The organism is Streptomyces sp. NPDC020422, assembly GCF_044386705.1.
In the GTDB taxonomy this organism is placed as follows: Bacteria; Actinomycetota; Actinomycetes; order Streptomycetales; family Streptomycetaceae; genus Streptomyces.
The window spans coordinates 468216-494459 of record NZ_JBIRVJ010000008.1 but is presented as its reverse complement, the minus strand read 5'-3'; the positions used below and the strand labels follow the sequence as shown (position 1 = coordinate 494459).

General features: G+C 72.2%; 25 protein-coding genes. 14 read left to right on the top strand and 11 right to left on the bottom strand.

What is annotated here, in order from left to right; translation table 11 throughout:
• Positions 1-25 precede the first annotated feature (25 nt).
• Positions 26-661, top strand: a complete 636-nt coding sequence (locus tag ACH414_RS24085) for a TetR/AcrR family transcriptional regulator (RefSeq protein ID WP_382548887.1) — start codon at positions 26-28, stop codon at positions 659-661.
• Between the two features lie 169 nt (positions 662-830).
• Positions 831-1856, top strand: a complete 1026-nt coding sequence (locus ACH414_RS24080) for an endonuclease/exonuclease/phosphatase family protein (protein WP_391769192.1) — start codon at positions 831-833, stop codon at positions 1854-1856.
• A gap of 12 nt (positions 1857-1868) precedes the next feature.
• Here ACH414_RS24080 and ACH414_RS24075 read toward each other — a convergent pair whose 3' ends face one another.
• Together ACH414_RS24075 and ACH414_RS24070 are read right to left on the bottom strand one after the other, a co-directional pair.
• Positions 1869-3650 (bottom strand): NAD+ synthase, encoded by a 1782-nt coding sequence (locus ACH414_RS24075; RefSeq protein ID WP_382548883.1) that lies wholly within the window; start codon positions 3648-3650, stop codon positions 1869-1871.
• 75 nt (positions 3651-3725) lie between these two features.
• Entirely contained in the window at positions 3726-4577 is an 852-nt protein-coding gene (locus ACH414_RS24070) for a DUF4190 domain-containing protein (protein WP_382548881.1), read from the bottom strand.
• A 203-nt stretch (positions 4578-4780) separates the two neighbouring features.
• On the opposite strand from ACH414_RS24070, the gene ACH414_RS24065 reads away from it, so the two are divergent.
• Genes ACH414_RS24065 through ACH414_RS24055 form a run of 3 tightly spaced genes read left to right on the top strand, consistent with a single transcriptional unit; the run spans position 4781 to position 7887 of the window.
• The gene (locus ACH414_RS24065; RefSeq protein ID WP_398943261.1) at positions 4781-6271 is read left to right on the top strand and encodes an APC family permease; all 1491 of its coding nucleotides are present in this window, start codon (positions 4781-4783) and stop codon (positions 6269-6271) included.
• Positions 6272-6283: 12 nt separating this feature from the next.
• Positions 6284-7069, top strand: a complete 786-nt coding sequence (locus tag ACH414_RS24060; RefSeq protein ID WP_398943259.1) for a DUF998 domain-containing protein — start codon at positions 6284-6286, stop codon at positions 7067-7069.
• The gene (locus tag ACH414_RS24055) at positions 7066-7887 is read left to right on the top strand and encodes an alpha/beta fold hydrolase (RefSeq protein WP_398943256.1); all 822 of its coding nucleotides are present in this window, start codon (positions 7066-7068) and stop codon (positions 7885-7887) included. The genes ACH414_RS24060 and ACH414_RS24055 overlap by 4 nt, the downstream gene beginning before the upstream one ends.
• A 15-nt stretch (positions 7888-7902) precedes the next feature.
• Here the strand turns inward: ACH414_RS24055 and ACH414_RS24050 are convergent, their stop codons facing one another.
• The 4 genes from ACH414_RS24050 to ACH414_RS24035 all read right to left on the bottom strand — a co-directional run bounded on the left by ACH414_RS24050 (position 7903) and on the right by ACH414_RS24035 (position 10207).
• Positions 7903-8316 (bottom strand): CBS domain-containing protein, encoded by a 414-nt coding sequence (locus tag ACH414_RS24050; protein ID WP_382548875.1) that lies wholly within the window; start codon positions 8314-8316, stop codon positions 7903-7905.
• 131 nt (positions 8317-8447) lie between these two features.
• Positions 8448-9074 (bottom strand): DUF305 domain-containing protein, encoded by a 627-nt coding sequence (locus ACH414_RS24045; RefSeq protein ID WP_382548873.1) that lies wholly within the window; start codon positions 9072-9074, stop codon positions 8448-8450.
• On the bottom strand, positions 9071-9748 hold the full coding sequence (locus ACH414_RS24040) for a DUF3105 domain-containing protein (protein ID WP_382548871.1): 678 nt from the start codon (positions 9746-9748) through the stop codon (positions 9071-9073). The genes ACH414_RS24045 and ACH414_RS24040 overlap by 4 nt, the downstream gene beginning before the upstream one ends.
• A gap of 69 nt (positions 9749-9817) precedes the next feature.
• Entirely contained in the window at positions 9818-10207 is a 390-nt protein-coding gene (locus ACH414_RS24035) for a hypothetical protein (protein WP_382548869.1), read from the bottom strand.
• 237 nt (positions 10208-10444) lie between these two features.
• Here ACH414_RS24035 and ACH414_RS24030 point away from each other — a divergent pair, with 237 nt between their 5' ends.
• From ACH414_RS24030 to ACH414_RS24020, 3 genes are read left to right on the top strand one after another with little or no spacing between them, the layout of a single operon-like run.
• Complete coding sequence (locus tag ACH414_RS24030) at positions 10445-11806, top strand: glutamine synthetase family protein (protein WP_356700555.1); 1362 nt, start codon at positions 10445-10447, stop codon at positions 11804-11806.
• A gap of 4 nt (positions 11807-11810) precedes the next feature.
• A complete protein-coding gene (locus ACH414_RS24025) occupies positions 11811-12209 on the top strand; it encodes a hypothetical protein (protein WP_398943255.1) in 399 nt (132 codons plus the stop codon).
• Between the two features lie 55 nt (positions 12210-12264).
• Positions 12265-12762 (top strand): GNAT family N-acetyltransferase, encoded by a 498-nt coding sequence (locus tag ACH414_RS24020; protein ID WP_382548865.1) that lies wholly within the window; start codon positions 12265-12267, stop codon positions 12760-12762.
• 17 nt (positions 12763-12779) lie between these two features.
• Here the strand turns inward: ACH414_RS24020 and ACH414_RS24015 are convergent, their stop codons facing one another.
• Positions 12780-13211 (bottom strand): VOC family protein, encoded by a 432-nt coding sequence (locus ACH414_RS24015; RefSeq protein ID WP_382548863.1) that lies wholly within the window; start codon positions 13209-13211, stop codon positions 12780-12782.
• A gap of 129 nt (positions 13212-13340) precedes the next feature.
• On the opposite strand from ACH414_RS24015, the gene ACH414_RS24010 reads away from it, so the two are divergent.
• Positions 13341-16328, top strand: coding sequence for a bifunctional [glutamine synthetase] adenylyltransferase/[glutamine synthetase]-adenylyl-L-tyrosine phosphorylase (locus ACH414_RS24010; RefSeq protein ID WP_382548861.1), 2988 nt, complete (start codon positions 13341-13343; stop codon positions 16326-16328).
• 239 nt (positions 16329-16567) lie between these two features.
• On the opposite strand, the gene ACH414_RS24005 is transcribed toward ACH414_RS24010, so the two are convergent.
• Together ACH414_RS24005 and ACH414_RS24000 are read right to left on the bottom strand one after the other, a co-directional pair.
• Positions 16568-16774, bottom strand: a complete 207-nt coding sequence (locus ACH414_RS24005) for a hypothetical protein (RefSeq protein WP_382548859.1) — start codon at positions 16772-16774, stop codon at positions 16568-16570.
• Positions 16775-16789: 15 nt separating this feature from the next.
• Positions 16790-17413, bottom strand: coding sequence for a TetR/AcrR family transcriptional regulator (locus tag ACH414_RS24000; protein WP_382548857.1), 624 nt, complete (start codon positions 17411-17413; stop codon positions 16790-16792).
• A 112-nt stretch (positions 17414-17525) separates the two neighbouring features.
• Between ACH414_RS24000 and ACH414_RS23995 the strand changes: the two genes are divergently transcribed.
• Both ACH414_RS23995 and ACH414_RS23990 read left to right on the top strand, forming a co-directional pair.
• On the top strand, positions 17526-19160 hold the full coding sequence (locus ACH414_RS23995; RefSeq protein WP_398943253.1) for an APC family permease: 1635 nt from the start codon (positions 17526-17528) through the stop codon (positions 19158-19160).
• On the top strand, positions 19070-20653 hold the full coding sequence (locus tag ACH414_RS23990; RefSeq protein WP_382548853.1) for an amidohydrolase: 1584 nt from the start codon (positions 19070-19072) through the stop codon (positions 20651-20653). Before ACH414_RS23995 ends, ACH414_RS23990 begins: the two co-directional genes overlap by 91 nt.
• Here the strand turns inward: ACH414_RS23990 and ACH414_RS23985 are convergent.
• Both ACH414_RS23985 and ACH414_RS23980 read right to left on the bottom strand, forming a co-directional pair.
• On the bottom strand, positions 20637-21557 hold the full coding sequence (locus ACH414_RS23985; RefSeq protein ID WP_398943251.1) for a phosphatase PAP2 family protein: 921 nt from the start codon (positions 21555-21557) through the stop codon (positions 20637-20639). The genes ACH414_RS23990 and ACH414_RS23985 overlap by 17 nt on opposite strands.
• A gap of 87 nt (positions 21558-21644) precedes the next feature.
• Entirely contained in the window at positions 21645-22676 is a 1032-nt protein-coding gene (locus ACH414_RS23980; RefSeq protein ID WP_382548849.1) for a LacI family DNA-binding transcriptional regulator, read from the bottom strand.
• A gap of 317 nt (positions 22677-22993) precedes the next feature.
• On the opposite strand from ACH414_RS23980, the gene ACH414_RS23975 reads away from it, so the two are divergent.
• Genes ACH414_RS23975 through ACH414_RS23965 form a run of 3 tightly spaced genes read left to right on the top strand, consistent with a single transcriptional unit; the run spans position 22994 to position 26176 of the window.
• Entirely contained in the window at positions 22994-24271 is a 1278-nt protein-coding gene (locus ACH414_RS23975) for an extracellular solute-binding protein (RefSeq protein ID WP_382548847.1), read from the top strand.
• A gap of 31 nt (positions 24272-24302) precedes the next feature.
• Complete coding sequence (locus ACH414_RS23970) at positions 24303-25313, top strand: carbohydrate ABC transporter permease (protein ID WP_382548845.1); 1011 nt, start codon at positions 24303-24305, stop codon at positions 25311-25313.
• Positions 25307-26176 (top strand): sugar ABC transporter permease, encoded by an 870-nt coding sequence (locus ACH414_RS23965; RefSeq protein ID WP_382548897.1) that lies wholly within the window; start codon positions 25307-25309, stop codon positions 26174-26176. The genes ACH414_RS23970 and ACH414_RS23965 overlap by 7 nt, the downstream gene beginning before the upstream one ends.
• Positions 26177-26244: the final 68 nt, after the last annotated feature.

Genomic DNA, 26244 nt, shown 5'->3' with positions numbered 1-26244 from the left:
CCGGAGAGGGAGAGGCGGACCGGACGTGTCGCAGGAGAACGGCTTGGCGCGGGCGGCGGACGAGGACTGCTCCGGGTCCGCCCGGCGCGGGCGCCCGCGCAGCGAGGCGGCCGAGCAGGCGATCCTGGACGCGGCGGTCGGGCTGCTCGAAGGCGGGACCCCGCTGGCCGAGCTGTCCATCGAGAGGATCGCCCGCACCGCCGGGGTCGGCAAGGCGACCATCTACCGCCGCTGGCCCGGCAAGGAGGAGCTCTTCGTCGACCTCCTGCGCTCCGTCGAGGCCCCGGACCCGGTGCTGCCCGGCGTCTCGGTCCGCGACGACCTCGTCGCGCTCATGGAGTCGATCCGGCGGCGTGGACTCGCCAAGCGGAACTCGGCGCTGCTGCACAACGTGTTCTCGCAGATGCAGGCCTATCCCAAGCTGTGGGACGCCTACCACCAGACCGTCATCGAACCCCGCCGCCGCCTCGGCCTGGACGTCGTACGCCGCGGGATGGAGCGCGGCGAGATCCGCGACGACCTCGACGTCGAGCTCGTCAACGACCTCTTCACCGGCCCGCTGCTGCTGCGCACCGTCATCCGCCCCGGCGCCCCCCTGGAACCGGACCTCGCCGAGCGGGTCGTCGACGCCGTCCTGGAGGGGCTGCGCCCGCGCCGCTGACCCCCGCCGGACGAGTCGTACGAATGTGCGCGTTCTGTCACAGCCCGACGCCTCGCGCCCCCTGCAGGAACCCGCCACGCGGCTCCGTCGTCCCTCGGGGAGTACGACCGAACCGGAATCGCCTAGTGTCGAGTCCGGGTCGCAGAGCAAGGCAGTGAGGACGGCAGCGATGGCGCGGGTGGACATGACGGAGACCGAGAACGGCGGCGCGGCGCGGCGCGAGGGCACCGCCACCCGCTTCGCCGGCCGCCTCCGGGCCCTGCGCGGCGACCGAGGCATCTGGCGCCGCGGCATCCTGATCGCCCTGTGCGCCGTGCTTCTGACGCTCCTGATGGTGTTCCACGCCGACATCCCCAACCGGATCGGCAACCTCGGCAGCCTGACCGAGACCTTCCTGCCCTGGCTCGGCCTGTTCGTGCCGCTGCTGTTCGTCCTGGCCCTGCTGCGCCGCTCCGCGACCGCGCTGATCGCCCTGGTGCTGCCGGCCGTGGTCTGGCTCAACCTCTTCGGCGGCCTGGTCGTCGACAAGTCGGCCGACGGCGGCGACCTCACCGTCATGACGCACAACGTGAACGCCGACAACCCCGACCCCGAGGGCACGGCCCGTCAGATCGCCGCGTCCGGCGCCGACGTGGTCGCCCTGGAGGAGCTCAAGGGCGACATGGTGCCGGTCTACGAGGAGGGCCTGGCCGGCACCTACCGCTACCACTCGGTGCAGGGCACGGTCGGCCTGTGGAGCAAGTACCCGCTGCGGGACGCCCAGCCGGTCGACATCCGGATGGGCTGGACCCGCGCCATGCGCGCCACGGTCGCCGCCCCCGCCGGAGAGGTGGCGGTCTACGTGGCCCACCTCCCCTCCGTACGGGTCAAGCTGAACGCCGGCTTCACCGCCAACCAGCGCGACAACAGCGCCAACGCCCTCGGCGAGGCCATCTCGCACGACCCGCGTCAGCGGATCGTGCTGCTCGGCGACCTCAACGGCACCATGAACGACCGCTCCCTCAACGCCGTCACCTCGCAGCTGCGTTCCACCCAGGGCGCGGCGGGCGACGGCTTCGGGTTCAGCTGGCCGGCGTCCTTCCCGATGGCCCGCATCGACCAGATCATGGTGAAGGGCGTGGAGCCGGTCTCCTCCTGGACGCTGCCGGAGACGAAGAGCGACCACCTTCCCATCGCCGCCCGCGTCAGGCTCTGACCCGAGAGCCCGTCAGCTCCGGGTCTCCCGCCAGCGGTTGGTGATCGGCAGCCGCCGGTCCTTGCCGAAGCCCTTCGCCGAGATCTTGGTGCCCGGCGGGTACTGCCGGCGCTTGTACTCCGCCGTGTCCACGAGCCGCAGCGTGCGGGCGACCAGCTCCTCGTCGAAGCCCGCGGCGACGATCTCGTCCTTGCCCCGGTCGCGGTCGACGTAGAGCTCCAGGATCCGGTCCAGGACCGCGTAGTCCGGCAGCGAGTCCGTGTCGACCTGGCCCGGGCGCAGTTCGGCGCTCGGGGGCTTGCTGATCGAGTTCTCCGGGATCGGCGGGACCTGGCCGCGTTCCTCGGCGGCGCGGTTGCGCCAGCGGGCCAGCCGGAAGACGTCCGTCTTGTAGACGTCCTTGATGGGGCCGTACGCGCCGACGGAGTCGCCGTACAGGGTCGAATAGCCCACCGCGAGCTCGGACTTGTTGCCCGGCGCGAGGACGAGGTGCCCCTCCTGGTTGGAGAGCGCCATCAGCAGGGTGCCGCGCAGGCGCGACTGGAGGTTCTCCTCGGCGAGACCGGTCAGACCGACCGAGCCCATGTAGGCGTCGAACATCGGCTCGATGGAGACGGTGCGGAAGTTCAGGCCGGTGCGGCGGGCGAGCTCGGCGGCGTCGCCGCGCGAGTGGTCCGAGGAGTACTTCGAGGGCATCGAGACGCCGTACACGTTCGGCGCGCCGACCGCGTCGCAGGCGATGGCGGCGACGAGCGCGGAGTCGATGCCGCCGGACAGACCGACCAGGACGGACCGGAAGCCGTTCTTGGCGACGTACGCCCGCAGTCCGACGACGAGGGCCGAGTAGACCTCCTCGTCGTCGTCGAGCCGCTCCGCGTATCCGCCCGTCACCTCCGGCTCGTACGCGGGCAGCGGCTCCTCGGAGAGCACCACCCGGTCGATCCGCATCCCGTCCTCCACGCGTCGTCCGTCGGCGACTCCGTCGAGGGCGGTGGGCCCGTCCGCCTCGGCGGCCGGCAGCTCCAGGTCCAGGATCACGCTGCCCTCGGCGAATTGCGGGGCGCGCGCGATGACCTCGCCGGCGGAGTCGACGACGATCGAGTCCCCGTCGAAGACCAGGTCGTCCTGGCCGCCGGTGGACGCCAGGTACGCGACCGTGCAACCGGCCTCCTGGGCCCGCTTGCGGACCAGTTCGAGCCGGGTGTCGTCCTTGTTGCGCTCGTACGGCGAGGCATTGACCGAGAGCAGCAGACCGGCCCGCGCGCTGCGGGCGGCCGGGACGCGGCCGCCCTCCTGCCACAGGTCCTCGCAGATCGCGAGGGCGATGTCGACGCCGTGGACGCGCAGTACGGGCAGGGTGTCGCCCGGTACGAAGTAGCGGTACTCGTCGAAGACGCCGTAGTTCGGCAGGTGGTGCTTGGCGAAGCGCAGCACCACCTCGCCGCGGTGGAGCACCGCGGCGGCGTTCTCGGGGGAGCCCGCGGGCCGGCCGAGCCGCGGCCGGTCGTGCTCGGAGCGGTCGAGGTAGCCGACGACGACCGGCAGCTCGCCGAGGCCCTCGTCCGCGAGGCGCCGCCCGAGCGCCCGCAGGGCGGCCCGGGAGGCCTCGACGAACGAGGGGCGCAGCGCCAGGTCCTCGACGGGGTAGCCGGTCAGCACCATCTCGGGGAACGCGACGACGTGCGCCCCCTGCTCGGCGGCGTGCCGGGTCCACTGGACGACGGCCTCGGCGTTGCCGGCGAGATCGCCGACCGTCGAGTCGATCTGATTCAGGGCGAGACGTAGTTGAGGCACGCCCCCAGTCTAATCGTCAATTCGACGCTATGTCCTGGGGGCCGCCCGGAAGGGCGCCGCCGGCACCCGCTCGCGCTACTTGGTCGGGCCGGTCCAGACCGCCGACTCGTGATCGAGGACGGTCGGGGAGATCTCGACCTGGAGCTCACCGGCGGCGTCGGCCGCGAGGGCGAAGGTGAAGTCGGCCTTGGCCTGCTTGCCGGGGAGCACCTTGCCCTCGAAGGGCTTGGTGGAGTTGCTGCCGTCGAAGACCAGCTCGGCGGAGGCGCCGGCGGCGTCGCTCGCGTTCGGCAGGGCGGCCGTGATGTCGATGGCCTCCTTGCTGCCGTTGACGATGGTGACCGTCACCTGGAAGGCCTTGTGCTTGCCCTTGGTGTAGCCCACGGCGAAGCCGTCGGGCGTGTGGGCCTCGGGCCGGGAGACCGTGACCTTGACGCCGTCCTCGTACGCGAAGGTCTCGCCGAACTTCAGCGCGCCGGAGTCCGCACCGGCCGGGGCCTCGGTCGTCGGCGCGTCGGTCGGGGTCGTGCCCTTCGCGCCCGGCTTGGCGGAGGAGCCGGCGGTCGGCAGGCCGCCCGACTTCTCTATCTCGTCGGCGACGTCCTTCACCGCCGTGGCGATGACCACGGTCCAGGCGATGGAGACGACGATCGAGACGGCGCCCAGGACCAGACCGCTGATGGCCGCGCCCTTGTTCGTCGCCAGGCCCTTGCCGGCCCGGGAGGCGCCGACGATGCCGAAGATCAGGGCCAGCAGGCCCAGGATGCCGCCGAGCCAGAAGAGGAACGGGATGATCGCGAGGACCAGGCCCACGATGCCGAGCACCAGCGCCGTGGTGCCGAGCCCGTTGCGGGGCTGGGCCGGGGGCGGCTGCATCCCCGGCGGGCCCCAGGGCTGCTGGTCGGGGGAGTGGGTGGGCATGGTCATGCGGCGTCCTTCGGGGAGCGGATCGGGGCATGGCGAGACCGCCCCACCCCTGGAGATCACGACGGTAGGGCAGCCGAATGTGAGGGGGCCAGTTGATTTGTGAACGATATGTGTTCGTGATCCACCCGGGGGAGGGGAACCGGCCGCTATCCCCCTCATTCGGCCGACATGCGAAGCTCGTCCGGTCCGCTGATCATGGGCCCATGACGACCACTGACGATCCGGCGGACCCGGCCGGGAACACCGCGGCGCCCGCGGCGACCGACGCGGAACCCGTCCGGGACGACGGCACCCGGCGCCAGTTCATCTCCTGGCTGACGCTCGCCTTCATGACCACCGCGTCCGTCGCCTCGCTGCGGCCCTCGCCGTCCATGGCCATCTACGGACTCGCGGCGATCTTCCTCTACCTCCTCCCCGCCCTCGTCTTCCTGCTGCCCACCGCCCTGGTCGGCGCGGAACTCGCCTCCGGCTGGGAGGGCGGCATCTACCGCTGGGTCAGCGAGGCGCTCGGCAGACCGCTCGGCTTCCTCGCCGTCTGGTGCCAGTTCGCCATGACGATCGCCTACTACCCGAGCCTGCTCGCCTACGTGGCCTCGACCTTCGCGTACGTCATCGACCCCTCCCTCGCGGAGAACGGGCCGTACGTCGCGATCGTCATCATCGTCATCTACTGGTCGGGGGTCTGGATCTCCTCGCGCGGCACCAAGACCATCGCCGGCCTGTCCTCCTTCGGCCTGATCGTCGGCACCCTCATCCCCGGCGTGCTGCTCGTCGCCCTCGGCATCGTCTTCCTCGGCCAGGGCAACCCCTCCGCGCAGCCCATGAGCCCCGACCACTGGCTGCCGCCGTGGACCGGCCTCGCCAGCCTGGTCCTCATCGTCAACAACTTCCTCTCCTACGCGGGCATGGAGATGAACGGCGTCCACGTCTCCTCGCTGCGCGAACCCAAGCGCGAGTACCCGAAGTCGATGTTCCTGGCGACCGGCCTCGTCCTGCTGATCTTCATCCTTCCGGCCCTGGCCATCGCCTGCGTGATGCCCTCGGAGCAACTCAGCCTCACCGCCGGTCTGATGCAGGCCTTCCAGGCCTTCTTCGACCACTTCTCCATCGGCTGGATGACCAAGGTCGTCGGCGTCATGCTGGTCTGCGCCGCCCTCGGCGGCATGCTCACCTGGCTCTCCGGACCCGCCAAGGGCCTGGTCCTGCTCTCCCGGCAGGAGGGCTATCTGCCGCCCGCCCTGCAGAAGTTCAACCGGGCCGGCGCCCCGATGAACATCATGGTCGCGCAGGGCGTGATCACCACCCTGATCGCCGTCCTCTACGCGTTCAGCGACGACGTCTCCAGCTCGTACTGGATGTTCTCGGTGATCACCGTGCAGATCTACCTCATCGCCTACCTGCTGATGTTCGTGGCCGTCGTCAAGCTGCGCCGCAGCCGGCCCGGGGTCGAGCGCGGCTTCCGCGTCCCCGCCGTCGAGTGGGTGGCCGGCATCGGCTTCGCCGCCTCCCTCGCCGCCCTCGTCATCGGCTTCGTGCCGCCGGACCAGTTCGGCAACCAGCCGCTGTGGCGCTACCTCCTGATCGTCGGCGGCGGACTGCTCGTCCTCGGCATCGCCATCCCGGCGGCCCTGCTCAGGTACCGCAAGCCCGGCTGGGTCCACCCCGAGCACCGGGAACCATCCACCACGCCCTGACGTAGGACCAGTGTGTCCAGGAATGCCCCGCGTGCCGCCGCCGTCCTCCTCGCCCTCGGCGCGCTCGCGTACACCGCCTGGGTCCTCGAAGTCGTCGTCCGGACCGGGCTCGACCCGGTCCGGACGTACGTCTCCGAGCTCGCCGCCGCCGACCAGCCGCTCGGCGGCCTGTTCCGCGCCACCGACCTCGCCGCCGGGCTCCTCGTCCTCGCGGGCGCGCTCGCCGGCCTCGCCGCCACCGGATGGCACGGCCCGCGCGCCGGCGCCGGGACCACCTGGGCCCGCCGGGAAGCGGGCCCGCGCCGCCCCTGGCTGCTCGTCGGCTGGCTCGCCCTCGCGCTCTTCGGCGCCGCCACCGCCCTCGACTCCCGGCTCCCGCTCAGCTGCGCCCCGACCGCCGACCCCGAGTGCGCCGCGCGCGAGACCGCAGGGCTCGTCCCCGCCACCCACACCGCCCACGCCATCAGCTCCGGCCTCGCCATGACCGGCGCCCTCACCGGGATGATCGCCCTGACCGTGGCCGCCCGGCGCCACGGCCCGTGGCCCCCGCTGGCCCGCACCGGCCCGGCCCTGGTCGCCCTGGAACTCGCCGCCACCACCTGGACCCTCGCCGCCGTGGCCTCCTTCGAGGCGGGCCGCGGCCTGGGGTCCCTGGGCGCGGGGCAGCGCCTCCAGGTCCTGCTGGTGGCGGTGTGGCTGGCGGTCCTCGCGGGTTCCCTGTTCCGGGAGGACCGCGGCGACACGCGGCGCGACACGAGCGCGACCCGGCCCGGCGCGCGGGCGAGGGGCCGCAGGTGAGCGGGGCGCTCTCCGGCTCCGCCCCCCGCTTCCTCCGCGTCCGCGGCGTCCCGCACCACGTCGTCGTCGACGGTTCGGGGCCCGTCTGCGTGCTGTCCGCCGGGCTCGGCATGAGCTGGTTCGACTGGGAGCCCGTCGTCCCGCTGCTCGCCCCGCACCGCACCGTGGTCCGCTTCGACCGCCCCGGCCACGGCCTCTCCGGCCCCCCGACGGGACCCGCCACCGCCGCGGGCGAGGCGGACCGGATCGCCGCGCTGCTCGACGCCCTGCGTCTGCCCGGGCCCGTCACGGTCGTCGGCCACTCCCTCGCCGGATTCCACGCCGAGGCCTTCGCGCGCCTCCACCCGGCCCGTACCGCCGCGCTCGTCCTCGTGGACTCCTCCGTGGAGGAACGCCCACGGCCCTCGCGTACCGCGCCGGCGCTCGCCCACGCGCTGGGGGCGCTGCTGTCCGCCGCGGGGATCCCGGCCGCGCTCGGGCCGGCCGCCCGCCGGCTGGCCGTACGGCACGACCCCGCGCCGCCCGCCCTGGTCCGCCGGGTCTACCGCACCTCGCGCGTGCTGCGCGGCACCCTCGCCGAGAACGCCCGCTACGCCGCCGTCGCCGCCGAGCTCCTGGCCCTGCGCGAGTGCGCCCCGCTGCCGCCGGGCCTCCCGGTCACCGTGCTCGCCGCCCCCGACGGCTCGGCCCGCTGGGAACGTCGCCAGCGCGCGCTGGCCCGGCGGCTCGGCGCCCGCTACGAGGCGGCCGAGCCGTCGGGCCATCTGGTCATGCTGGACCGCCCGGACGCCGTGGCCCGGGCCGTGCTCAGGGGGTGAGCGCGGGGCGCCGGGTCAGGCGTAGACGCTCGCGCAGAACGCCTTCAGCTGCTCGTCCGTCAGCTGCTGGGCCAGATCGGCCTCGCTGATCATGCCGACGAGCTTCTTGTTCTCGACGACCGGCAGCCGCCGGATCTGGTGGCTCTGCATCTCCTCCAGGACCGCGCCCACGTCCGCACCCGCGTCGATCCAGCGCGGGGTGCCCTTCGCCATCTCACCGCAGGTGACCTTGGCGGGGTCGTGGCCCATGGCCACACAGCCCACGACGATGTCGCGGTCCGTGATGATGCCGCAGAGCCTCTCGTCCTTGTCGGCGATGGGGAGGGCGCCCACGTTGAGGTCGCGCATCAGCTGGGCGGCGCGGTCGAGCGTCTCGTGTGCGGGGATCCACTGGGCCCCCGCGTGCATGATGTCCTTCGCCGTGGTCATGGGGTGCGTACCTTTCGTCGAACGTCGTCGTCACGTACGGAAGTCCCCGAGCACCCCCAATTCTCCCGGCGCGACGCGGCCCCCGCGACCGCTGGGTCACGGGGGCCGGCGCATCGGAGCGACTCGGGCGGTTACGCGCCGCGCTGCCTGAGCATGTCCGCCATCAGCTTGATCTCGGACTGCTGGGCGTCGACCATGCCCTGCGCGAGGTCGCGCTCGACCCCGGGCACGCACCGCTCCACACAGCCCTGGGCCATGTGGATGCCGCCCTTGTGGTGCTCGGTCATCAACTTCAGGTAGAGCACCTCGGCCTGCCGGCCGGAGGCCTTGCGCAGTCGGTCCAGCTCGGCGCGGGTGGCCATGCCCGGCATGAGCTCGCCGTCCTCGCCGCCCATGGACATGTCGCCCATGCCCATCCAGGTCATCGGCGCCACGCCGGACTGCACCTTCGGCAGCCCCCACATGTCGAGCCAGCCCAGCATCATGCCGCGCTGGTTGGCCTGGGTGTTGGCGATGTCGTACGCGAGGCGGCGCACCTCCTCGTCCCGGGTGCGGTCCCGGACGATGAACGACATCTCGACGGCCTGCTGGTGGTGGACGGCCATGTCACGGGCGAAACCCGCGTCCGCCGACTCCGCCGTGGGCGTGCTCGGGGCCTTGTCGCGGTCCGCGGAGGCGACGGTGACCGCGCCCCCGGCGAACAGCAGGGCCAGGACCACGGCGGTGACGGACGCCCACTGCGTACGGTTCAGCTTCACTGGCCCATCCCGGCGCCGCCCTGACCGTCCGCGCCGACCCCGCCGGTGCAGGCGGCGCCCGGCTCCGGGGTCTGCGGGCCGTTGACGTACTTGGTGAAGAAGGCGTCGACCCGCGGGTCGTCGGCGCCGTCCACGGTCACCTGCTTGCCCCAGGCGCTGAGCATGATGGCGCCGGACTGCTCCTCGTACGGGCTCATCAGCGAGTACGGGGTCTTCTTGACCTTCGCGCTCAGCTTCTCGATGTCGCCCTTCGCCGCCTTCTTGGTGTACGTGACCCAGACGGCGCCGTGCTCCAGGGAGTGCACGGCGTTGGTGTCGTTGAGCGCCTTGGTGTAGACGTCGCCGTTGCAGTTCTGCCAGACCGGGTTGTGGTCCCCGCCGACCGGCGGCTTCATGTCGTACTTCACCTGGGTGGTGACGTGGTTGCGCCCCAGCTTCTTGGCGTCCCAGGACTTCTCGTCCTTGATGGGGGCCTTGGCGGCGGCCTCCTGCTGCTCCTTCTCGTTGTTCTCCTTGGTGATGACCCAGCCGCCGAAGCCGACGAGGCTGAGCACGACGACGGTGGAGAGGCCGATCGTCAGGAAGCGGTTGCGGCGCTCGCGGGCCTGCTCGGCGCGGCGCAGCTCTTCTATCTTGGCGCGGCGGTCGGCGGTGGTGGAGCGGTTCGCGGCCATGGTGATGTCGTCCTTCTCGGAAGTAAGTAAGTGGGGTGCGAACGAACGTGAGGGAAAGAACCCGGCCGCTTACGTCCGCAGGACTTGAAGGACGTGGAGGTCCGGCGCGCGGGGCCGGGCGCCGGGGCGGGGCGCCAGGCCGAGGTGGTGCGGCGCGCCGAGGCGCGGGGGCCGTCCCTCCAGGTGCAGCGGGTGGTCCAGCGGCGGGGCGCTGAGCACGGCGGGGGAGAGGGACGGGAAGAGGGAGCAGCCGGCGGGGTCGTAGGGGCAGACGTACTCGTCGACCACCGAGGCGTGGTGGAACGCGGCCCGCTCGTGGCCGCCGGGGCCCCGGTGGGCACCGCCCGGGTCGCCGACCCCCAGACAGAGGAACAGCATGCCGACGAGCGTCGCCACGGCACTCGCCAGTGCCAGGGGACGCGCGTGTCGCGGCGGGCCGTCGAGCCGGGGGGCTCCCATGGGCGCCGATCGTAGTGGCAGAAGGGGGCCCTTGGGCCGGACGGGGTACCAGTCGGTACCGGAAAGATGCCTGACCGGCGCCGCTTTCCGGCCGCTTCCCCGTTACCTGTGTCACAGCGGAGCAGGCAGTATGGGTGTGCAACGTGCACGAAACCATGTGGTGGGATGCTCAGGTGCCCCCCGATGTGCCCGAGGCGGTGGGAGCAGGCGGCCTGACCAGCGAGGATGGGTGTGGAAATGGACAAGCAGCAGGAATTTGTGCTCCGTACGCTCGAGGAGCGCGACATCCGCTTCGTGCGTCTGTGGTTCACCGACGTGCTGGGCTTCCTGAAGTCGGTCGCGGTCGCTCCCGCCGAGCTTGAGCAGGCCTTCGACGAAGGCATCGGCTTCGACGGCTCCGCGATCGAGGGCTTCGCGCGTGTATACGAGTCGGACATGATCGCCAAGCCGGACCCGGGCACCTTCCAGATCCTGCCCTGGCGCGCCGAGGCCCCGGGCACGGCCCGGATGTTCTGCGACATCCTCATGCCCGACGGCTCGCCGTCCTTCGCGGACCCGCGCTATGTCCTGAAGCGTGCCCTTGCCAAGACCTCGGACCTGGGCTTCACCTTCTACACCCACCCCGAGATCGAGTTCTTCCTCCTCAAGGACAAGCCGCTCGACGGCACCCGGCCGACGCCGGCCGACAACTCGGGCTACTTCGACCACACTCCGCAGAACGTGGGCATGGACTTCCGCCGCCAGGCCATCACCATGCTCGAGTCGATGGGCATCTCGGTCGAGTTCTCCCACCACGAGGGCGCCCCCGGCCAGCAGGAGATCGACCTGCGCTACGCCGACGCGCTCTCCACGGCGGACAACATCATGACCTTCCGCCTGGTCATGAAGCAGGTGGCCCTGGAGCAGGGCGTCCAGGCCACGTTCATGCCGAAGCCGTTCTCGGAGTACCCGGGCTCCGGCATGCACACCCACCTCTCCCTCTTCGAGGGCGACCGCAACGCGTTCTACGAGTCGGGCGCCGAGTACCAGCTCTCGAAGGTGGGCCGCTCCTTCATCGCGGGCCTGCTGCGCCACGCGGCGGAGACGGCGGCGGTCACCAACCAGTGGGTCAACTCCTACAAGCGCATCTGGGGCGGCTCGGGCCGCACCGCGGGCTCGGGCGGCGAGGCCCCCGCGTACATCTGCTGGGGCCACAACAACCGCTCGGCCCTCATCCGCGTCCCGATGTACAAGCCCGGCAAGATGGGCTCCTCCCGCGTCGAGGTCCGCTCCATCGACTCGGGCGCCAACCCGTACCTGACCTACGCGGTCCTCCTCGCCGCGGGCCTCAAGGGCATCGAGGAGGGCTACGAACTCCCGGCCGGCGCCGACGACGACGTCTGGGCCCTCTCCGACGCCGAACGCCGCGCGATGGGCATCGAGCCCCTCCCGCAGAACCTCGGCGAGGCCATCGCCCTGATGGAACGCAGCGAACTGGTGGCGGAGACCCTCGGCGAGCACGTCTTCGACTTCTTCCTCCGCAACAAGAAGCAGGAGTGGGAGGAGTACCGCTCCGAGGTCACCGCCTTCGAGCTCCGCAAGAACCTGCCGGTGCTGTAGCGGCTTGGAGCTCCTTCCCACCACCCTCAACCGGGTCGCGAACGCCTCGCTGGGCGGCGTCACGGTTGTCGTCTTCGCCGTGTACGCGGCGGAGGCCACCTGGGCCGTGGGCGCCGTCCCGCTGTGTCTGGCGCTCGCGGTTCGAGGGTGGCGGGCGGGAGTGCGGTGCGAGCCCGGGCGCCTGGTGGTCCGAGGCTATCTGTGGACCCGCAGGATCGAGAGGGCCCGGATCACGAGGGTCACGGACTTCCCGGCCGTCCGCTGGACCACACCGGGCGGCGGGAAGCGGTGGACGCCGGTGCTGGCCTTCGTCGCCACGCCGGAGGAACCGGCCGGCTCGCGCACCCGCAAGCGCGACAGCGCGGCGCGCCTGCGCACTTGGGCGACCGGCCGCCGCCGCTGAGCACGGGCCGTGAAATGCGTTGCGGTCGGCCCCGGGTGCGGCCGAGACTTCGCGGGTGAGTGAAACGAAGGTCATCGAGACGGAACGGCTGGTGCTCCGGCCCCTCGGCGTCGAGGACGCGCGGCGGATCGTCGAGGGGGAGCCCGGCGCCGGGGAGCGGTGGGCCGAGGGGTATCCCGGGGTGGGGGACAAGGCCAGTGCGGGCGGGTTCCTGAACGGGGTGGCCGAGCGGGGGGACCCTGGCGCCTACCGGGCGTACGCGATACGCGTGCGCGCCGACGACCTCGTCATCGGCGGGATCGGCTTCCACGGCCCGCCCGGGCCCGACGGGGTCGTCACCATCGGCTACGGGCTCGTCCCGGGCTTCCGGGGCCGCGGGTACGCCTCCGAGTCGCTGCGGGCGCTCATCGCCCGCGCCCGTGAGGCCGGCGCCTCGGCCGTGCGGGGCGACGCGAACCTCGACAACGTCGACTCCCAGCGGGTGATGGAGGCCGCCGGGATGGCGTACGAGGGCGAGGACGAGCGGGTGCGGAACTATCGGGTGGTCTTCTAGGGCGCCCGGGGGAGGGGTCAGCGCTCCGCGAGCTCCGACGGGGCCTCCTGGACCATCCAGCCGTTGCCGTCCGGGTCCTGGAAGGACATGAAGGAGTTCCAGGCCGCGCCCTTGCCCGCCTCCCAGCCCGTCGCGCCCACGTGCATCACCGGCGACACGTGCACGCCCGCCGTCAGCAACCGCTCCCGGGCCGCCTCGATGTCGGTCACGCACAGCTGGAGGCCGTGCAGGGCGCCCGGGGCCGTCAGACCGGTGCCCGGGAACGGGGGCATGCCCTCGATCAGGCAGATCGAGCAGCGCGAGCCCGGCGGGGTGAGCTGGATGATCCGGACGCCCGGCGCGACCTCCTGGTCCAGGTCGAGCGCGAAGCCGCACTTCCCGGCGTAGAACTCCTTCGCCCGGTCCAGGTCGGTGACGGGCACGGTGATCACTTCCAGCGTCCAGTTCACGGTCGGGCTCCTCGTTCGGCGTGTTCCGGTCGTACCACCCTCGCCCACCAGCCCGCCGCCGCGCACCCGGAGCGCTTCGCCGGATAGGCTCGTCCGGGGACTGGACCGACCGGTGGAGGGAGCCGCGGCATGACGGTGCCGGGACGCAGGAGCAGCACGTTCAGCAGGCTGCTGCGGCACGGGTTCACCGATCCGTCCGCCGCCGAACGGCTGCTCGACCTCGACGAGCTGGCCGCCCTGCGCGGCGACTCCGTCCTGCTCGACGCCCTCGGCGCCACCGCCGACCCCGACCTGGCCCTGCGCGGTCTGGTCCGCCTGGTCGAGGCACAGCCCGAGGCCGAGCGGCCCGCCCTCACCACCACACTGCTCTCCGCCAAACCCTTCCGCGACCGGCTGCTCGGCGTCCTCGGCGCCTCCGAGGCGCTCGCCGACCACCTCGCCCGCCACCCCCGCGACTGGCAGGCCCTCGTCACCTACGAGGCGGCCGATCTGCACCCCGGCGTCGCCGACTTCGAGCGGGGCCTCGCCGAGGCGACCGACCCGGACTCGCTGCGGATCGCCTACCGCCGCTGCCTGCTCGCCATCGCCGCCCGCGACGTGTGCGGCACCACCCACGTCGCCCAGACCGCCGCCGAGCTCGCCGACCTCGCCACCGCCACCCTGCGCGCCGCCCTCGCCCTCGCCCGCGCCGCCGCGCCCGAGGACGCCGCCCAGTGCCGGCTCGCCGTGATCGCCATGGGCAAGTGCGGCGGCCACGAGCTCAACTACGTCTCCGACGTCGACGTCATCTTCGTGGGGGAGCCGGCGGAGGGCGCGGACGAGGGCAAGGCGATCCAGGCCGCGACCCGGCTCGCCTCCCATCTCATGCGGATCTGCTCCGAGACCACCGTCGAGGGCACCATCTGGCCGGTCGACGCCAACCTGCGCCCCGAGGGCCGCAACGGCCCGCTGGTGCGCACCCTGTCCTCGCACCTCGCCTACTACCAGCGCTGGGCCAAGACCTGGGAGTTCCAGGCCCTGTTGAAGGCCCGCGCGGTGGCCGGCGACCCGGAGCTCGGCGCCGCCTACATCGACGCCGTCTCCCCCCTCGTCTGGCAGGCCGCCGAGCGCGAGAACTTCGTCCCCGACGTGCAGAAGATGCGCCGCCGGGTGGTCGACAACATCCCCGCCGCCCAGGTCGAACGCGAGCTGAAGCTCGGCCCCGGCGGCCTGCGGGACGTCGAATTCGCCGTACAGCTCCTCCAGTTGGTGCACGGCCGCAGCGACGCCACCCTGCACAGCGGCGCCACCCTCGACGCGCTCGCCGCCCTCGCCGCCGGCGGCTACGTCGGCCGCGCCGACGCCGCCCAGCTCGACGACGCCTACCGCTTCCTGCGCGCCATGGAGCACCGCATCCAGCTCTACCGGCTGCGCCGCACCCACCTCGTGCCCGAGGCCGAGGCCGATCTGCGCCGCCTCGGGCGCTCCCTCGGACTGCGCACCGACCCGGTCGCCGAACTCAACCGGGAGTGGAAGCGGCACGCGGCCGTCGTCCGCCGCCTGCACGAGAAGCTCTTCTACCGGCCGCTCCTCGACGCCGTCGCCCAGCTCGCCCCCGGCGAGATCCGGCTCAGCCCCAAGGCGGCCGGGCAGCGGCTCGAAGCGCTCGGATACGCCGACCCCGCCGCCGCCCTGCGCCACCTGGAGGCGCTGTCGTCCGGGGTCAGCCGCAAGGCCGCCATCCAGCGCACGCTGCTGCCGGTGCTGCTCGGCTGGTTCGCCGACTCGGCCGACCCGGACGCCGGCCTGCTCGGCTTCCGCAAGGTCTCGGACGCGCTCGGCAAGACCCCCTGGTACCTGCGGCTCCTGCGCGACGAGGGCGCCGCCGCCGAGAACCTCGCCCGGGTCCTGTCCGCCGGCCGGCTCGCCCCCGACCTGCTGCTCCGCGCCCCCGAGGCGGTCGCCCTCCTCGGCGACCCGGAGGGCCTCGGCCCGCGCGGCCGCGAGCACCTGGAGCAGGAGGTGCTCGCCGCCGTCGGCCGCGCGGACGGCGCCGAGCAGGCGGTGGCCGCGGCCCGCGGAGTGCGCCGCCGCGAGCTGTTCCGCACCGCCGCCGCCGACCTCATCCGCTCGTACGGCACGGAGGACAGCCCCCGCGAACCCGACCCCGGCGCCCTGGTCGACCGCGTCGGCAAGGCCGTCACCGACCTCAACGCGGCCACCCTCGCGGGCGCGTTGCGGGCCGCCGTGCGCGCCGGCTGGGGCGAGGAGCTGCCCACCCGGTTCGCCGTGATCGGCATGGGCCGCTTCGGCGGCCACGAGCTCGGCTACGGCTCCGACGCGGACGTGCTCTTCGTGCACGAGCCGCGCGAGGGCGTCGACGAGCAGGAGGCGGCCCGGGCCGCCAACCAGGTCGTCACCGAGATGCGCCGGCTGCTCCAGCTGCCGACCGCCGACCCGCCGCTGCTCATCGACGCCGACCTGCGCCCGGAGGGCAAGAGCGGCCCGATGGTCCGCACCCTGAAGTCCTACGGGGCCTACTACCGGCGCTGGTCGCTCGTCTGGGAGAGCCAGGCCCTGCTGCGCGCCGAACCGATGGCGGGCGACCCGGAGTTGGGGGCACGCTTCATCGAGCTCGCCGACCCGCTGCGCTACCCCATGGAGGGGCTCGGCGAGGACGCGGTGCGGGAGATCCGCCGGCTCAAGGCGCGGATGGAGACCGAGCGGCTGCCGCGCGGCGCCGACCCGACCCTCCACGCCAAGCTGGGCCGCGGCGGACTGAGCGACGTCGAGTGGACGGTGCAGCTGATCCAGATGCGCCACGGCTGGGCCGAGCCGGGACTGCGCACCACCCGGACCCGCGAGGCGCTGGCCGCCGCCCACGCGGCGGGCCTGCTCGCCACGGAGGAGGCGCAGATCCTGGACGAGGCCTGGGTCCTGGCGACCCGCGTCCGCAACGCGGTGATGCTGGTCCGCGGCCGCCCCGGCGACACCTTCCCCTCCGAGCCCCGGGAACTGGCGGCGGTGGGCCGCTACCTCGGCTACGGCCCGGGCCACGTCGGCGAGATGGTCGACGACTACCGGCGCATCACCCGCCGGGCGAGGGCGGTGGTGGAGGAGCGCTTCTACGGCGCGTAGGCCCGCCCGCGGGGCTGCGCCCGGCCCCCGGCGCCCCCCACGACGGGGAAGCCGGACCCGCCCCCCCCCACGACGGGGGAGGCGGACCCGCGCCCCCCCACGCGACGGGGGAGCCGGCCTGACGCCCGCACCCCGAGCGCCGGCGTCACTCCCGTCGCACCCCGGCACTCTCTTCGCTCCCCTCAGGCCCCGTCGCTCCCGTCAGGCCTCCTCGCTCCCGTCAGGCCCCGTCGCTCCCGTCAGGCCCCGTCGCCCCCGTCACCCCCGTCGATGGCCCCGTTCCCCCGCCGCCCCGGCCGGTTCGACCGTCGCACCACCTCACCCGCCGCCAGGGTCACCGCGGCGACCCCCCGCGCCCAGCGAGGACCGCCCCGCGCCGCCCAGACGACGCAGCCGCACCCCACGAGGGCCAGGGCGAGGACGACGGACAGGGCGATGACGAGCACGGTGTTCTCCTCAGGTCAGCGGACGACGGCGGCGAGCCGCCTCCGGCAGTGTTCCAGGTAGCCGGCGAGCGCCAGCTCGAAGGCCGCGTCCGTCCGCGCCTCGGAGCCCTCGGCGACCGCCGCCAGCGCACGGGCCAGCTGCGGGGTGGCCGTCTCGTCGGCCAGCTCCCACATCGCCTCGGGCGCGGCCATGTCGAGGGCCGAGCCGAGCACCAGGTTCTCCAGGGCGATGATCACCGGCATCACGTCCGCCAGCGGGAAGCCCGCGTCCAGGAGCCGGACGACGGCCTTCTCGTACTGCCGGAGCACCTTCGGCGCCCGCACCGGCGAGGTGGTCAGGAGCGGGATCGCGCGCGGATGGGCGGCGAAGGCGGCGCGGTAGGAGCGGGCCCAGCCCGCCACGGCCGCGTCCCAGGGCCGCTCGTCGAGCACGCCGCCGTCGATGGCGTCGCAGACCCGCTCCCGCAGCAGCTCCACGATCCCGTCCCGGCCCTCCACGTGGTGGTACACCGAGGCCGTCTGCACCCCCAGCCGCCGGGCGATCTGCGGGACGCTGAAGTCGCCCTGCTCGTCGACGAGTTCGAGCGCCGTGGTGGTGATGCGCTCCCGGTCGAGGAGGGGTGTGCGCGGTCGGCCCATGAGTGTTCTCCCCCTCTGCGGGTCTTCCCGAATGGTCGGAGACGAGGCTACATTGCGCCAACCGAAAGGCTTTAGGTTTCCTGCTCCCGCCGCAGAAGGGTCTCCCCGCCCCATGTCCTCAAGCACCGCCGACAAGCCCTCGCCACCCGGTCTCAGAACCGGCAGCCTCGGCACCGCCGACATCTCCTTCTTCGTGGTCTCGGCCGCCGCCCCGCTCACCGTGATGGCCGGTGTCGCCCCCGTCGCCCTCGTCCTCGGCGGCATCGGCGCCCCCGCCGGCTACCTCCTGGCCGGCATCACCCTCGCCGTCTTCGCCGTCGGCTTCACCACCATGAGCCGCCATGTCCGCAGCGGCGGCGCCTTCTACGCGTACATCGCCCGGGGCCTGGGCACGCCCGTCGGCATCGCCGCCGCCCTCGTCGCCATGGTCGGCTACAACGGCATGGAGATCGGCGTCTACGGCCTGCTCGGCTCCGCCACCGCCGACACCGCCCACGCGCTGTGGGGCGTCGACCTGCCGTGGCTGCCGATCGCCCTCGCCGGGCTGCTGCTCATCTGGTACGGCGGCTACCGCTCGATCGACTTCGGCGCCAAGGTCCTCGGCGTCCTCCTGGTGGCGGAGACCGGGATACTCCCGCTCCTCGCCGGCGGCGTGCTCATCGAGGGCGGCGCCGACGGGCTCTCCCCGGCCTCCTTCGCCCCCGGCAACGTGCTCGTGCCCGGCATGGCCGCCGTGCTCGCCTTCGCCTTCTCGGCCTTCACCGGCTTCGAGTCCACCGTGATCTACCGCCGAGAGGCCCGCGACCCGGACCGCACGATCCCCCGCGCCACCTACATCGCGGTCGCGTTCCTCGGGATCTTCTACGCCTTCGTCGTCTGGACCGTCATCCAGGCCTTCGGCGACGACCGGGTCGTCGCGGCCGCCTCCGACGACCCCGGCGGACTCTTCTTCGCCGCGATCACCACGTACGTCGGCGCTTGGGCCGCCGACCTGATGCACCTGTTCATCGTGACCAGCATCATCGCCTCGCTGCTGGCCTTCCACAACGCGATCAACCGCTACGGCCTCGCGCTCGCCGAGGAGGGCGTCCTGCCCGCCGCGCTCGGCCGGATCCACCCCCGCCACCGCTCGCCGTACGTCGCCGGCGTCGTCCAGACCGTGCTCGGCGCGGTGGTCGTCCTCGGCTTCGCGGCCGCCGGCGCCGACCCGTACGCCCAGCTGCTGCTCTGGGTGAACACCCCCGGCATGCTCGGCCTCATGGCGCTGATGCTGCTCGCCGCGCTCGCCGTCGTGCGCTACTTCCGCCGCGTCCCGCACCGGGAAGGGGCCCTGCGCACCCTCGTCGCGCCCGTCGCCGCCGCCGTCCTGCTGGCCGTCGCGATCTGGCTGGTCGCCTCCAAGGTCCAGCTCTTCACCGGCGCCTCGGCCACCGTCGACGCCGTCCTCCTCGCTGTCGTCCCCGCCGTCTTCGTCCTCGGGCTCCTCCTGGCGCACCGGCTGCGCCGCACCCGCCCCGAGGTCTACGCCCACTTCGCCGCAGAGCCCGCAGAGCCCGCAGAGCCCGCAGAGCCCGCAGAGCCCGCCCCGCCCGCAGAGGCCGCAGAGCCCGCCCCGCCCGCAGACCCCGCACAGCCCGCAGAATCCGGAGAGCCCTCGTGTCCGCACCCGACCTCCTCCTCGTCAACGCCCGTATCCGCACCCCCGAGCCCTCCCGCCACACCGCTGTCGCCGTCCGCGACGGACTGATCGACGCCCTCGGCGACGACACCGACGCCCGCGCCTGGCGCGGCCCCGGCACGGAGGTCGTCGACCTCGGCGGCGCCACCCTCACCCCCGGCCTCACCGACGCCCACAGCCACCCGGTCTGGGGCCTGGAGATGGCCGCCGGCACCGACCTGTCGGCCGTCACCGACCTCGACGGGCTGCGGGCGGCGCTCAGGGCCGCCGAGCGCCGCGAGGGCTGGGTCCTCGGCTTCGGCCTCGACCACAACGTCTTCGGCGGACGCCCCGTCCACCACGACCTCGTCGAGGAGGCCCTCGGCGGCGCCCCCGCCTTCCTGCGCCTCTACGACGGGCACTCCGCCCTGGTCAGCGCGGCCGCCCTCAAGGCCGCCGGCATCGACGGACCGCGCGCCTTCGCCCAGCGCTCCGAGATCGTCTGCGACGCGGACGGCCGCCCCACCGGGCATCTGAACGAGCACGCCGCCATGGACCTCATGACCCCGGTCCTGCCCACCCAGCCCTTCGCCGAGCGCCGTGACCGGCTCGTCGCGCTGCTGGGCGACATGGCCGCCACCGGCCTCACCGGCGCCCACGTCATGGACCTCGGCGGCCACGACGTCCCCGGCCTGCTCTCCGTCGTCGAGGCCGACGACGAGCTGCCGCTGCGGCTGCGCCTCGCCCCCTGGTGCATGCCCGGGGCCACCCCCGAGGAGCTCGACGAGCTGGTCCGGCTCCAGGAGCGGGCCGGACGGCTGTGGCGGATCGGCGGCGTCAAGTTCTTCATGGACGGCACCGTCGAGGGCGGCACCGCCTGGCTGGAGCACGCCGACTGCCACGGCCAGGGCACCGACGCCTTCTGGCCCGATCCGGCCGCGTACTCCGCCGCCGTGCGGCGGCTGCACCGCGCGGGCGTCGGGACCGCCACCCACGCGATCGGCGACGCGGCCGTACGGCACGTCCTGGACACCGTCGAGTCCCTCGGCGCCGTCCCGGGCGCGGCCCCCGGCCCGCGGCACCGGATCGAGCACATCGAGACCGTCCCCGACGGCCAGCTCGGGCGCTTCGCCGCGCTCGGCGTCGTCGCCTCCATGCAGCCGCCGCACACCGCGTACACCCGCGCCGACCACAGCGACGAGTGGTCGAAGCGGCTCGGCGAGGAGCGGGCCGACCGGGCCTGGCGCTGCCGGGACCTCAGGGACGCCGGGGCGCACCTCGCGCTCGGCTCGGACTGGCCCATCGCGCACTTCGACGCCCGGCAGGTCCTCGCCACCGCCCAGGCCCCGCGCGGCGCCGCCGCGGCCGGGCGCGGGCTCACCGGGCTCATGGCCCTGGAGGGGATGACCACGCACGCGGCGTTCGCGGCGGGGGAGGAGACGGTCGCGGGCCGGATCGCCCCGGGCTACCGGGCGGACCTGACCGCCCTCGCCGTCGACCCGGTCACCGCCCCGGCCGACGAGACCGGGCAGGCCCCGGTCCGGCTCACCGTGGCGGGCGGCCGGATCACCTACCGGAGCTGACGCGCCGCTCCCGCTCGGTCTCGGCGGCGTCCGCCCCCTTTGCCGGGGGCGGCCCGTCGTGGCCGGTGCCCTGAGGGGCCGAAGCGGCCGGCTTGACCAGCTTGGGCAGCCGGTGCGGGCGGGAGCCGTACCAGAGGCAGGAGACGCCGAAGCCGAAGGCCAGGCAGAGCATGCCGCCCACCGCGTCCATCCAGAAGTGGTTGGCGGTGGCGACGATGACGACCAGGGTCGCCGTCGGGTAGAGCAGGCCGAGGATCCGTGCCCAGGGCGCCTTGGCCAGCAGGAAGACGGTCACTCCGCACCACAGCGACCAGCCGATGTGCATCGACGGCATCGCCGCGTACTGGTTCGACATGTGCTTGAGGTTGCCGGAGGCCATCGAGCCCCAGGTGTGGTGCACCAGCACGGTGTCGACGAAGTTCTGCCCGTTCATCAGCCGCGGGGGAGCGAGCGGGTACAGGTAGTAACCGACCAGGGCCACACCGGTGGTGGCGAACAGGACCGTGCGGAACGCCGCGTAACGGCCCGGCTGCCAACGGTAGAGCCACACCAGCACACCGATGGTCACGATGAAGTGCAGCGTGGCGTAGTAGTAGTTCATCGACACGATCAGCCAGGTCACCGAGTTCACGGCGTGGTTGACGGTGTGCTCGAAGGCGAGCCCGAGGGAGTGCTCGGTCTCCCAGATCCAGTCCGCGTTCTTGAGCGCCTGCGCCTTCTGCTCCGGCACCGCGTTGCGGATGAGGGAGTAGGTCCAGTAGCTGATCGCGATGAGCGCGATCTCGAACCAGATCGTGGGGCGCCTCGGCGTCCGCGCGCGCAGGCGCGCGAGCCTGCCGCCGGTCACGATGGGTGACGACGGGGTCGTCCGGCTTTCCGAATTCTTCACGGTCGTTTCACCCATAGGAGGAGAGTCTGCCAGATCCCTTTCCTCCGACCGATCATCCTCCGGTCGGAGGTCGAGCGCACCCGCTCCGACCCGGGTCGGAGCTCAGGCGCCCGGTCCCTTAGGGGGCGCCGAGGCCGTTGAACCGCGAACGACCAGCTCGGGCATGAAGACGAACTCGCTGTGCGGAGCGGGGGTGCCGCCGACCTCTTCGAGGAGGGCCCGGACCGCCGCCTGCCCCATCGCCTGCACGGGCTGGCGGATGGTGGTCAGCGGCGGATCGGTGAACGCTATGAGCGGGGAGTCGTCGAAGCCGACCACCGAGACGTCCTTCGGCACCTGCAGGCCCTGCTGACGGGCGGCCCGGATGGCGCCGAGCGCCATCATGTCGCTCGCGCAGACGATGGCCGTGCAGCCCTTGGCGATCAGCGCCGCGGCCGCGGCCTGTCCGCCCTCCAGGGTGTACAGCGAGTGCTGGATCAGCTCCTCGGACTGCTCGGGCTCCAGTCCGAACCGCTCCCGCATGCCCCGCTGGAAGCCCTCGATCTTGCGCAGCACCGGCACGAACCGCTTGGGGCCGACCGCGAGGCCGATCCGGGTGTGTCCCAGCGCGGCCAGGTGGGTCACCGCGAGGACCATCGCGGCCCGGTCGTCGGGGGAGACGAAGGGGGCCTGCACCTTGGGCGAGAAGCCGTTGATGAGGACGTACGGAACGCCCTTGCCGCGCAGTTGGTCGTAGCGTCCGGTGTCCGCCGTGGTGTCGGCGTGCAGCCCGGAGACGAAGATGATGCCGGACACCCCGCGCTCCACCAGCATGTCGGTGAGCTCGTCCTCCGTGGACCCGCCGGGGGTCTGGGTGGCGAGCACCGGGGTGTATCCCTGCCGGGTCAGGGCCTGCCCGATGACCTGCGCGAGCGCGGGGAAGATCGGGTTGTCCAGTTCGGGGGTTATGAGCCCGACGAGGCCCGCGCTGCGCTGGCGCAGGCGCACGGGGCGCTCGTAGCCCAGCACGTCCAGCGCGGCAAGCACGGACTCGCGGGTGGCCGCGGCCACACCGGGCTTGCCGTTGAGCACGCGGCTGACTGTGGCTTCACTGACCCCCGCCTGGGTTGCGATGTCGGCAAGCCGCGCGGTCATGGGAGTGGACTGTACCGGTCACGGGTCGGATTGCCCACCACGTACGGATTCCGGCCGTTGTCGGCCGACTGCCAGGGAGCTTTCGCAAGTTCTTGCAACGAGTGAGCGGCTCCCGGAGCTGTCAAGCGGCTCGTCGGCAACCTTCAGGACACGCGGATGTAACGATCCCCAGGTCTTGCAGAAAGTTCCCGCAAGGTCTTTCGGCGCGTTTTCATCCCTGTTACGTTCCTGCCAACCCGGGGCGCCGCGAGGGAGCGGTCGCAGGAGGAAGCGTTTCAAGGCCCTCGTCCAATCCGGGACCATCTGAAGGAGTTCACATGCGGCGTGGCATAGCGGCCACCGCGCTGGTCGCGGCCCTGGGCGTGACCCTGGCGGCGTGCGGCAGCGGCGACGGTTCCACCGGCGGCGACACGAAGGGCTCGGGCGAGCTCTCCGGCACCGTGACGTGGTGGGACACCTCGACGGTCGGTTCCGAGGACAAGGTCTTCAAGAAGATCGCCGAGGACTTCACCAAGAAGCACCCCAAGGTCACGATCAAGTACGTGAACGTGCCCTTCGGCGACGCCCAGAACAAGTTCAAGAACGCCGCACAGTCCGGCGCCGGCGCCCCCGACGTGATCCGTTCCGAGGTCGCGTGGACCCCGGACTTCGCGAACCTCGGGTACCTCGCCCCGCTGGACGGCACCGCCGCCCTGAAGGACAAGGACGACTTCCTCAAGCAGGCCGCCGCGTCCACCGAGTACAACGGCAAGACCTACGCCGTGCCGCAGGTCATCGACTCCATGGGCATCTTCTACAACAAGAAGATCTTCAAGGAGGCCGGTGTCGAGGTCCCCAAGACCATCGACGAGCTGAAGTCCGTCTCCGCCAAGATCAAGCAGAAGACCGGCAAGACCGGCCTCTACCTGCGCGGCGACGACGCCTACTGGTTCCTCTCCTTCCTGTACGGCGAGGGCGGCGACATGGTCAACGCCCAGACCAAGACCGTCACCATCGACAACGCGGCCGGCGTCAAGGCCTTCAAGACCGTCAAGGACCTGGTCGACTCGGGCGCGGCGAAGACCGACGCCACCGACGGCTGGAACAACATGCAGACGGCCTTCAAGGACGGCAAGGTCGCCATGATGATCAACGGCCCGTGGGCCGTGACCGACACCTACGCCGGCAAGGAGTTCGCCGACAAGGCCAACCTGGGCATCGCCCCGGTCCCGGCCGGCTCCGGCGGCCAGGGCGCCCCGCAGGGCGGCCACAACCTCGCCGTCTACGCGGGCTCCAAGAACCTGGACGCCTCCTACGCCTTCGTCGAGTACATGAGCTCGCCCGAGGTGCAGACCCAGGTCGCCAAGGAGCTGAGCCTGCTCCCGACCCGCACCTCGGTCTACGGCAAGTCCGACGTCGCGATGAACGAGATGATCACGTTCTTCAAGCCGGTCGTCGACAAGGCCGTCGAGCGCCCCTGGATCCCCGAGGGCGGCAGCCTCTTCGCCCCCCTGGTCACCGAGTACACCAAGGTCCTCACCAACCAGACCACCCCGGAGCAGGGAGCCAAGACGGCGGGCGAGTCCTACCGCAAGCTCCTGAAGGACTGGAAGTAACAAGGAAGCGGGAAGGAAGGCAGACCGGCTGATGGCTGTGGACACCAGCAGCCAGTCGGTGGTGAAGGCCGCGGGCGAGAACGTCGCCCGCGGCCGGAGCCGCGGAACTGGCAAGCACGGAGCGGTGAAGCGATCCCTCTCCACTCACTGGTACGCCTGGGCGATGGTCGCCCCGGTCGTGATCGTGATCGGCGTGATCATCGGCTATCCGCTGGTCCGCGGCATCTGGCTGTCGCTCACGGACGCCAACGAGCGCAACGTCGAGCGTTCCATCGGCGTCAACCACATCCCCGCGAGCTACGAGTTCGTCGGCGTGGACAACTACGTCGACGCGCTCACCGGCAGCCAGTTCCTCTCCACCCTGGGCTGGACCCTGGTGTGGACGGTCTCCTGCGTCGCCGTGACCTTCAGCCTCGGCCTCGGTCTCGCCAACCTCCTCAACCGCCGGATCGCCGGCCGCTCCGTCTACCGGATGCTGCTGATCCTGCCCTGGGCCGTGCCCGGCTTCGTCTCCGTCTTCGCCTGGCGCTTCCTCTACAACGAGGACAACGGTCTGCTCAACAAGATCCTGGCCGGCGGCGGCATCGACGCCGTGCCGTGGCTCAACGACCCCACCTGGGCGAAGTTCTCGGTCATCGCCGTCAACGTCTGGCTCGGCGTCCCCTTCATGATGGTGGCCCTGCTCGGCGGCCTCCAGTCCATCCCCGGCGAGCTCTACGAGGCCGCCGAGATGGACGGCGCGGGCGCCCTCCAGCGCTTCCGCCACATCACCCTGCCCGGCCTGCGCTCGGTGTCCACGACGGTGATCCTGCTGAGCACCATCTGGACCTTCAACATGTTCCCGGTGATCTTCCTGCTCACCCGGGGCGGTCCCGGCGAGGCCACCCAGATCCTGGTGACCCAGGCCTACAAGTTCTCCTTCGAGATCAGCCCGCGCGACTACGCCCAGTCCTCCACGTGGGGCGTGCTGATCCTGATCCTCCTGATGGTCTTCGCCGCGGTCTACCGGCGAGTCCTCCGCAAGCAGGGAGAAGTCTGGTGACCACGACCGCCCCCGCCCCCGTCGCGAACGCCCCGCGCCGCGGCCGCCGTTCGCCGCTCAGCTCGGCCGGACTGCACCTCACCCTGATCGCGGCCTCCGTGATCGCCGTCTTCCCGGTGCTGTGGGTCCTGCTGACCTCGCTCAAGCCGGCGAAGTTCGCGGCCACCACCGACTTCTTCAAGCAGCCGACGCTCGAGAACTACACGAACCTGCTGAACGACACCCCGTTCCTCACCTGGTTCGGCAACTCGCTGCTCGTCGCCGCCCTCACCACGGTGCTCGGCGTCTTCGTCTCCTCCACCACCGGCTACGCCGTCAGCCGCTTCCGCTTCCCCGGCAAGCGCGGACTGATGTGGACGCTGCTCATCACCCAGATGTTCCCGGTCGCCGTCCTCATCGTGCCGATCTACAACATCATGTCGTCGATGGGCCTGCTCAACAGCCCCGTCGGCCTGGTCATCACCTATCTGACCATCGCCGTGCCGTTCTGCGCCTGGATGATGAAGGGCTTCTTCGACACCATCCCGCGCGAGATCGACGAGTCGGGATACGTCGACGGCCTCACCCCCTTCGGCACCTTCTGGCGGCTGATCCTGCCGCTGGCCAAGCCGGGCATCGCCGTCACCGCCTTCTACTCCTTCATCACCGCCTGGAGCGAGGTCGCCTACGCGTCCGCCTTCATGGTCGGCGACGAGAACCTCACCCTGGCCGGCGGACTGCAGAAGTTCGTCAACCAGTACGGCGCCCAGTGGGGCCCGATGTCCGCGGCCTCCGTGCTCATCGCCGTCCCCGCCGCCCTGGTGTTCCTCTTCGCCCAGCGCCACCTGGTGACCGGCATGTCCGCCGGCGCCGTCAAGGGCTGAACCGCGCCCCGGCGCCCGCACCCGCGCCCGTATCCGTGTCCGTACTCTCCTTACGACTCAAGGAAGAC

Bases quoted from the DNA above. Each gene is read 5' to 3' on its own strand.
- ACH414_RS24035 (WP_382548869.1), bottom strand. From the start codon at position 10,207: ATGGGAGCCCCCCGGCTCGACGGCCCGCCGCGACACGCGCGTCCCCTG.
- ACH414_RS24070 (WP_382548881.1), bottom strand. From the start codon at position 4,577: ATGACCATGCCCACCCACTCCCCCGACCAGCAGCCCTGGGGCCCGCCG.
- ACH414_RS24080 (WP_391769192.1), top strand. From the start codon at position 831: ATGGCGCGGGTGGACATGACGGAGACCGAGAACGGCGGCGCGGCGCGG.
- ACH414_RS24040 (WP_382548871.1), bottom strand. From the start codon at position 9,748: ATGGCCGCGAACCGCTCCACCACCGCCGACCGCCGCGCCAAGATAGAA.
- ACH414_RS23985 (WP_398943251.1), bottom strand. From the start codon at position 21,557: ATGGGTGAAACGACCGTGAAGAATTCGGAAAGCCGGACGACCCCGTCG.
- ACH414_RS23975 (WP_382548847.1), top strand. From the start codon at position 22,994: ATGCGGCGTGGCATAGCGGCCACCGCGCTGGTCGCGGCCCTGGGCGTG.
- ACH414_RS24030 (WP_356700555.1), top strand. From the start codon at position 10,445: ATGGACAAGCAGCAGGAATTTGTGCTCCGTACGCTCGAGGAGCGCGAC.
- ACH414_RS24065 (WP_398943261.1), top strand. From the start codon at position 4,781: ATGACGACCACTGACGATCCGGCGGACCCGGCCGGGAACACCGCGGCG.
- ACH414_RS24010 (WP_382548861.1), top strand. From the start codon at position 13,341: ATGACGGTGCCGGGACGCAGGAGCAGCACGTTCAGCAGGCTGCTGCGG.
- ACH414_RS23970 (WP_382548845.1), top strand. From the start codon at position 24,303: ATGGCTGTGGACACCAGCAGCCAGTCGGTGGTGAAGGCCGCGGGCGAG.
- ACH414_RS24050 (WP_382548875.1), bottom strand. From the start codon at position 8,316: ATGACCACGGCGAAGGACATCATGCACGCGGGGGCCCAGTGGATCCCC.
- ACH414_RS24000 (WP_382548857.1), bottom strand. From the start codon at position 17,413: ATGGGCCGACCGCGCACACCCCTCCTCGACCGGGAGCGCATCACCACC.
- ACH414_RS23980 (WP_382548849.1), bottom strand. From the start codon at position 22,676: ATGACCGCGCGGCTTGCCGACATCGCAACCCAGGCGGGGGTCAGTGAA.
- ACH414_RS23995 (WP_398943253.1), top strand. From the start codon at position 17,526: ATGTCCTCAAGCACCGCCGACAAGCCCTCGCCACCCGGTCTCAGAACC.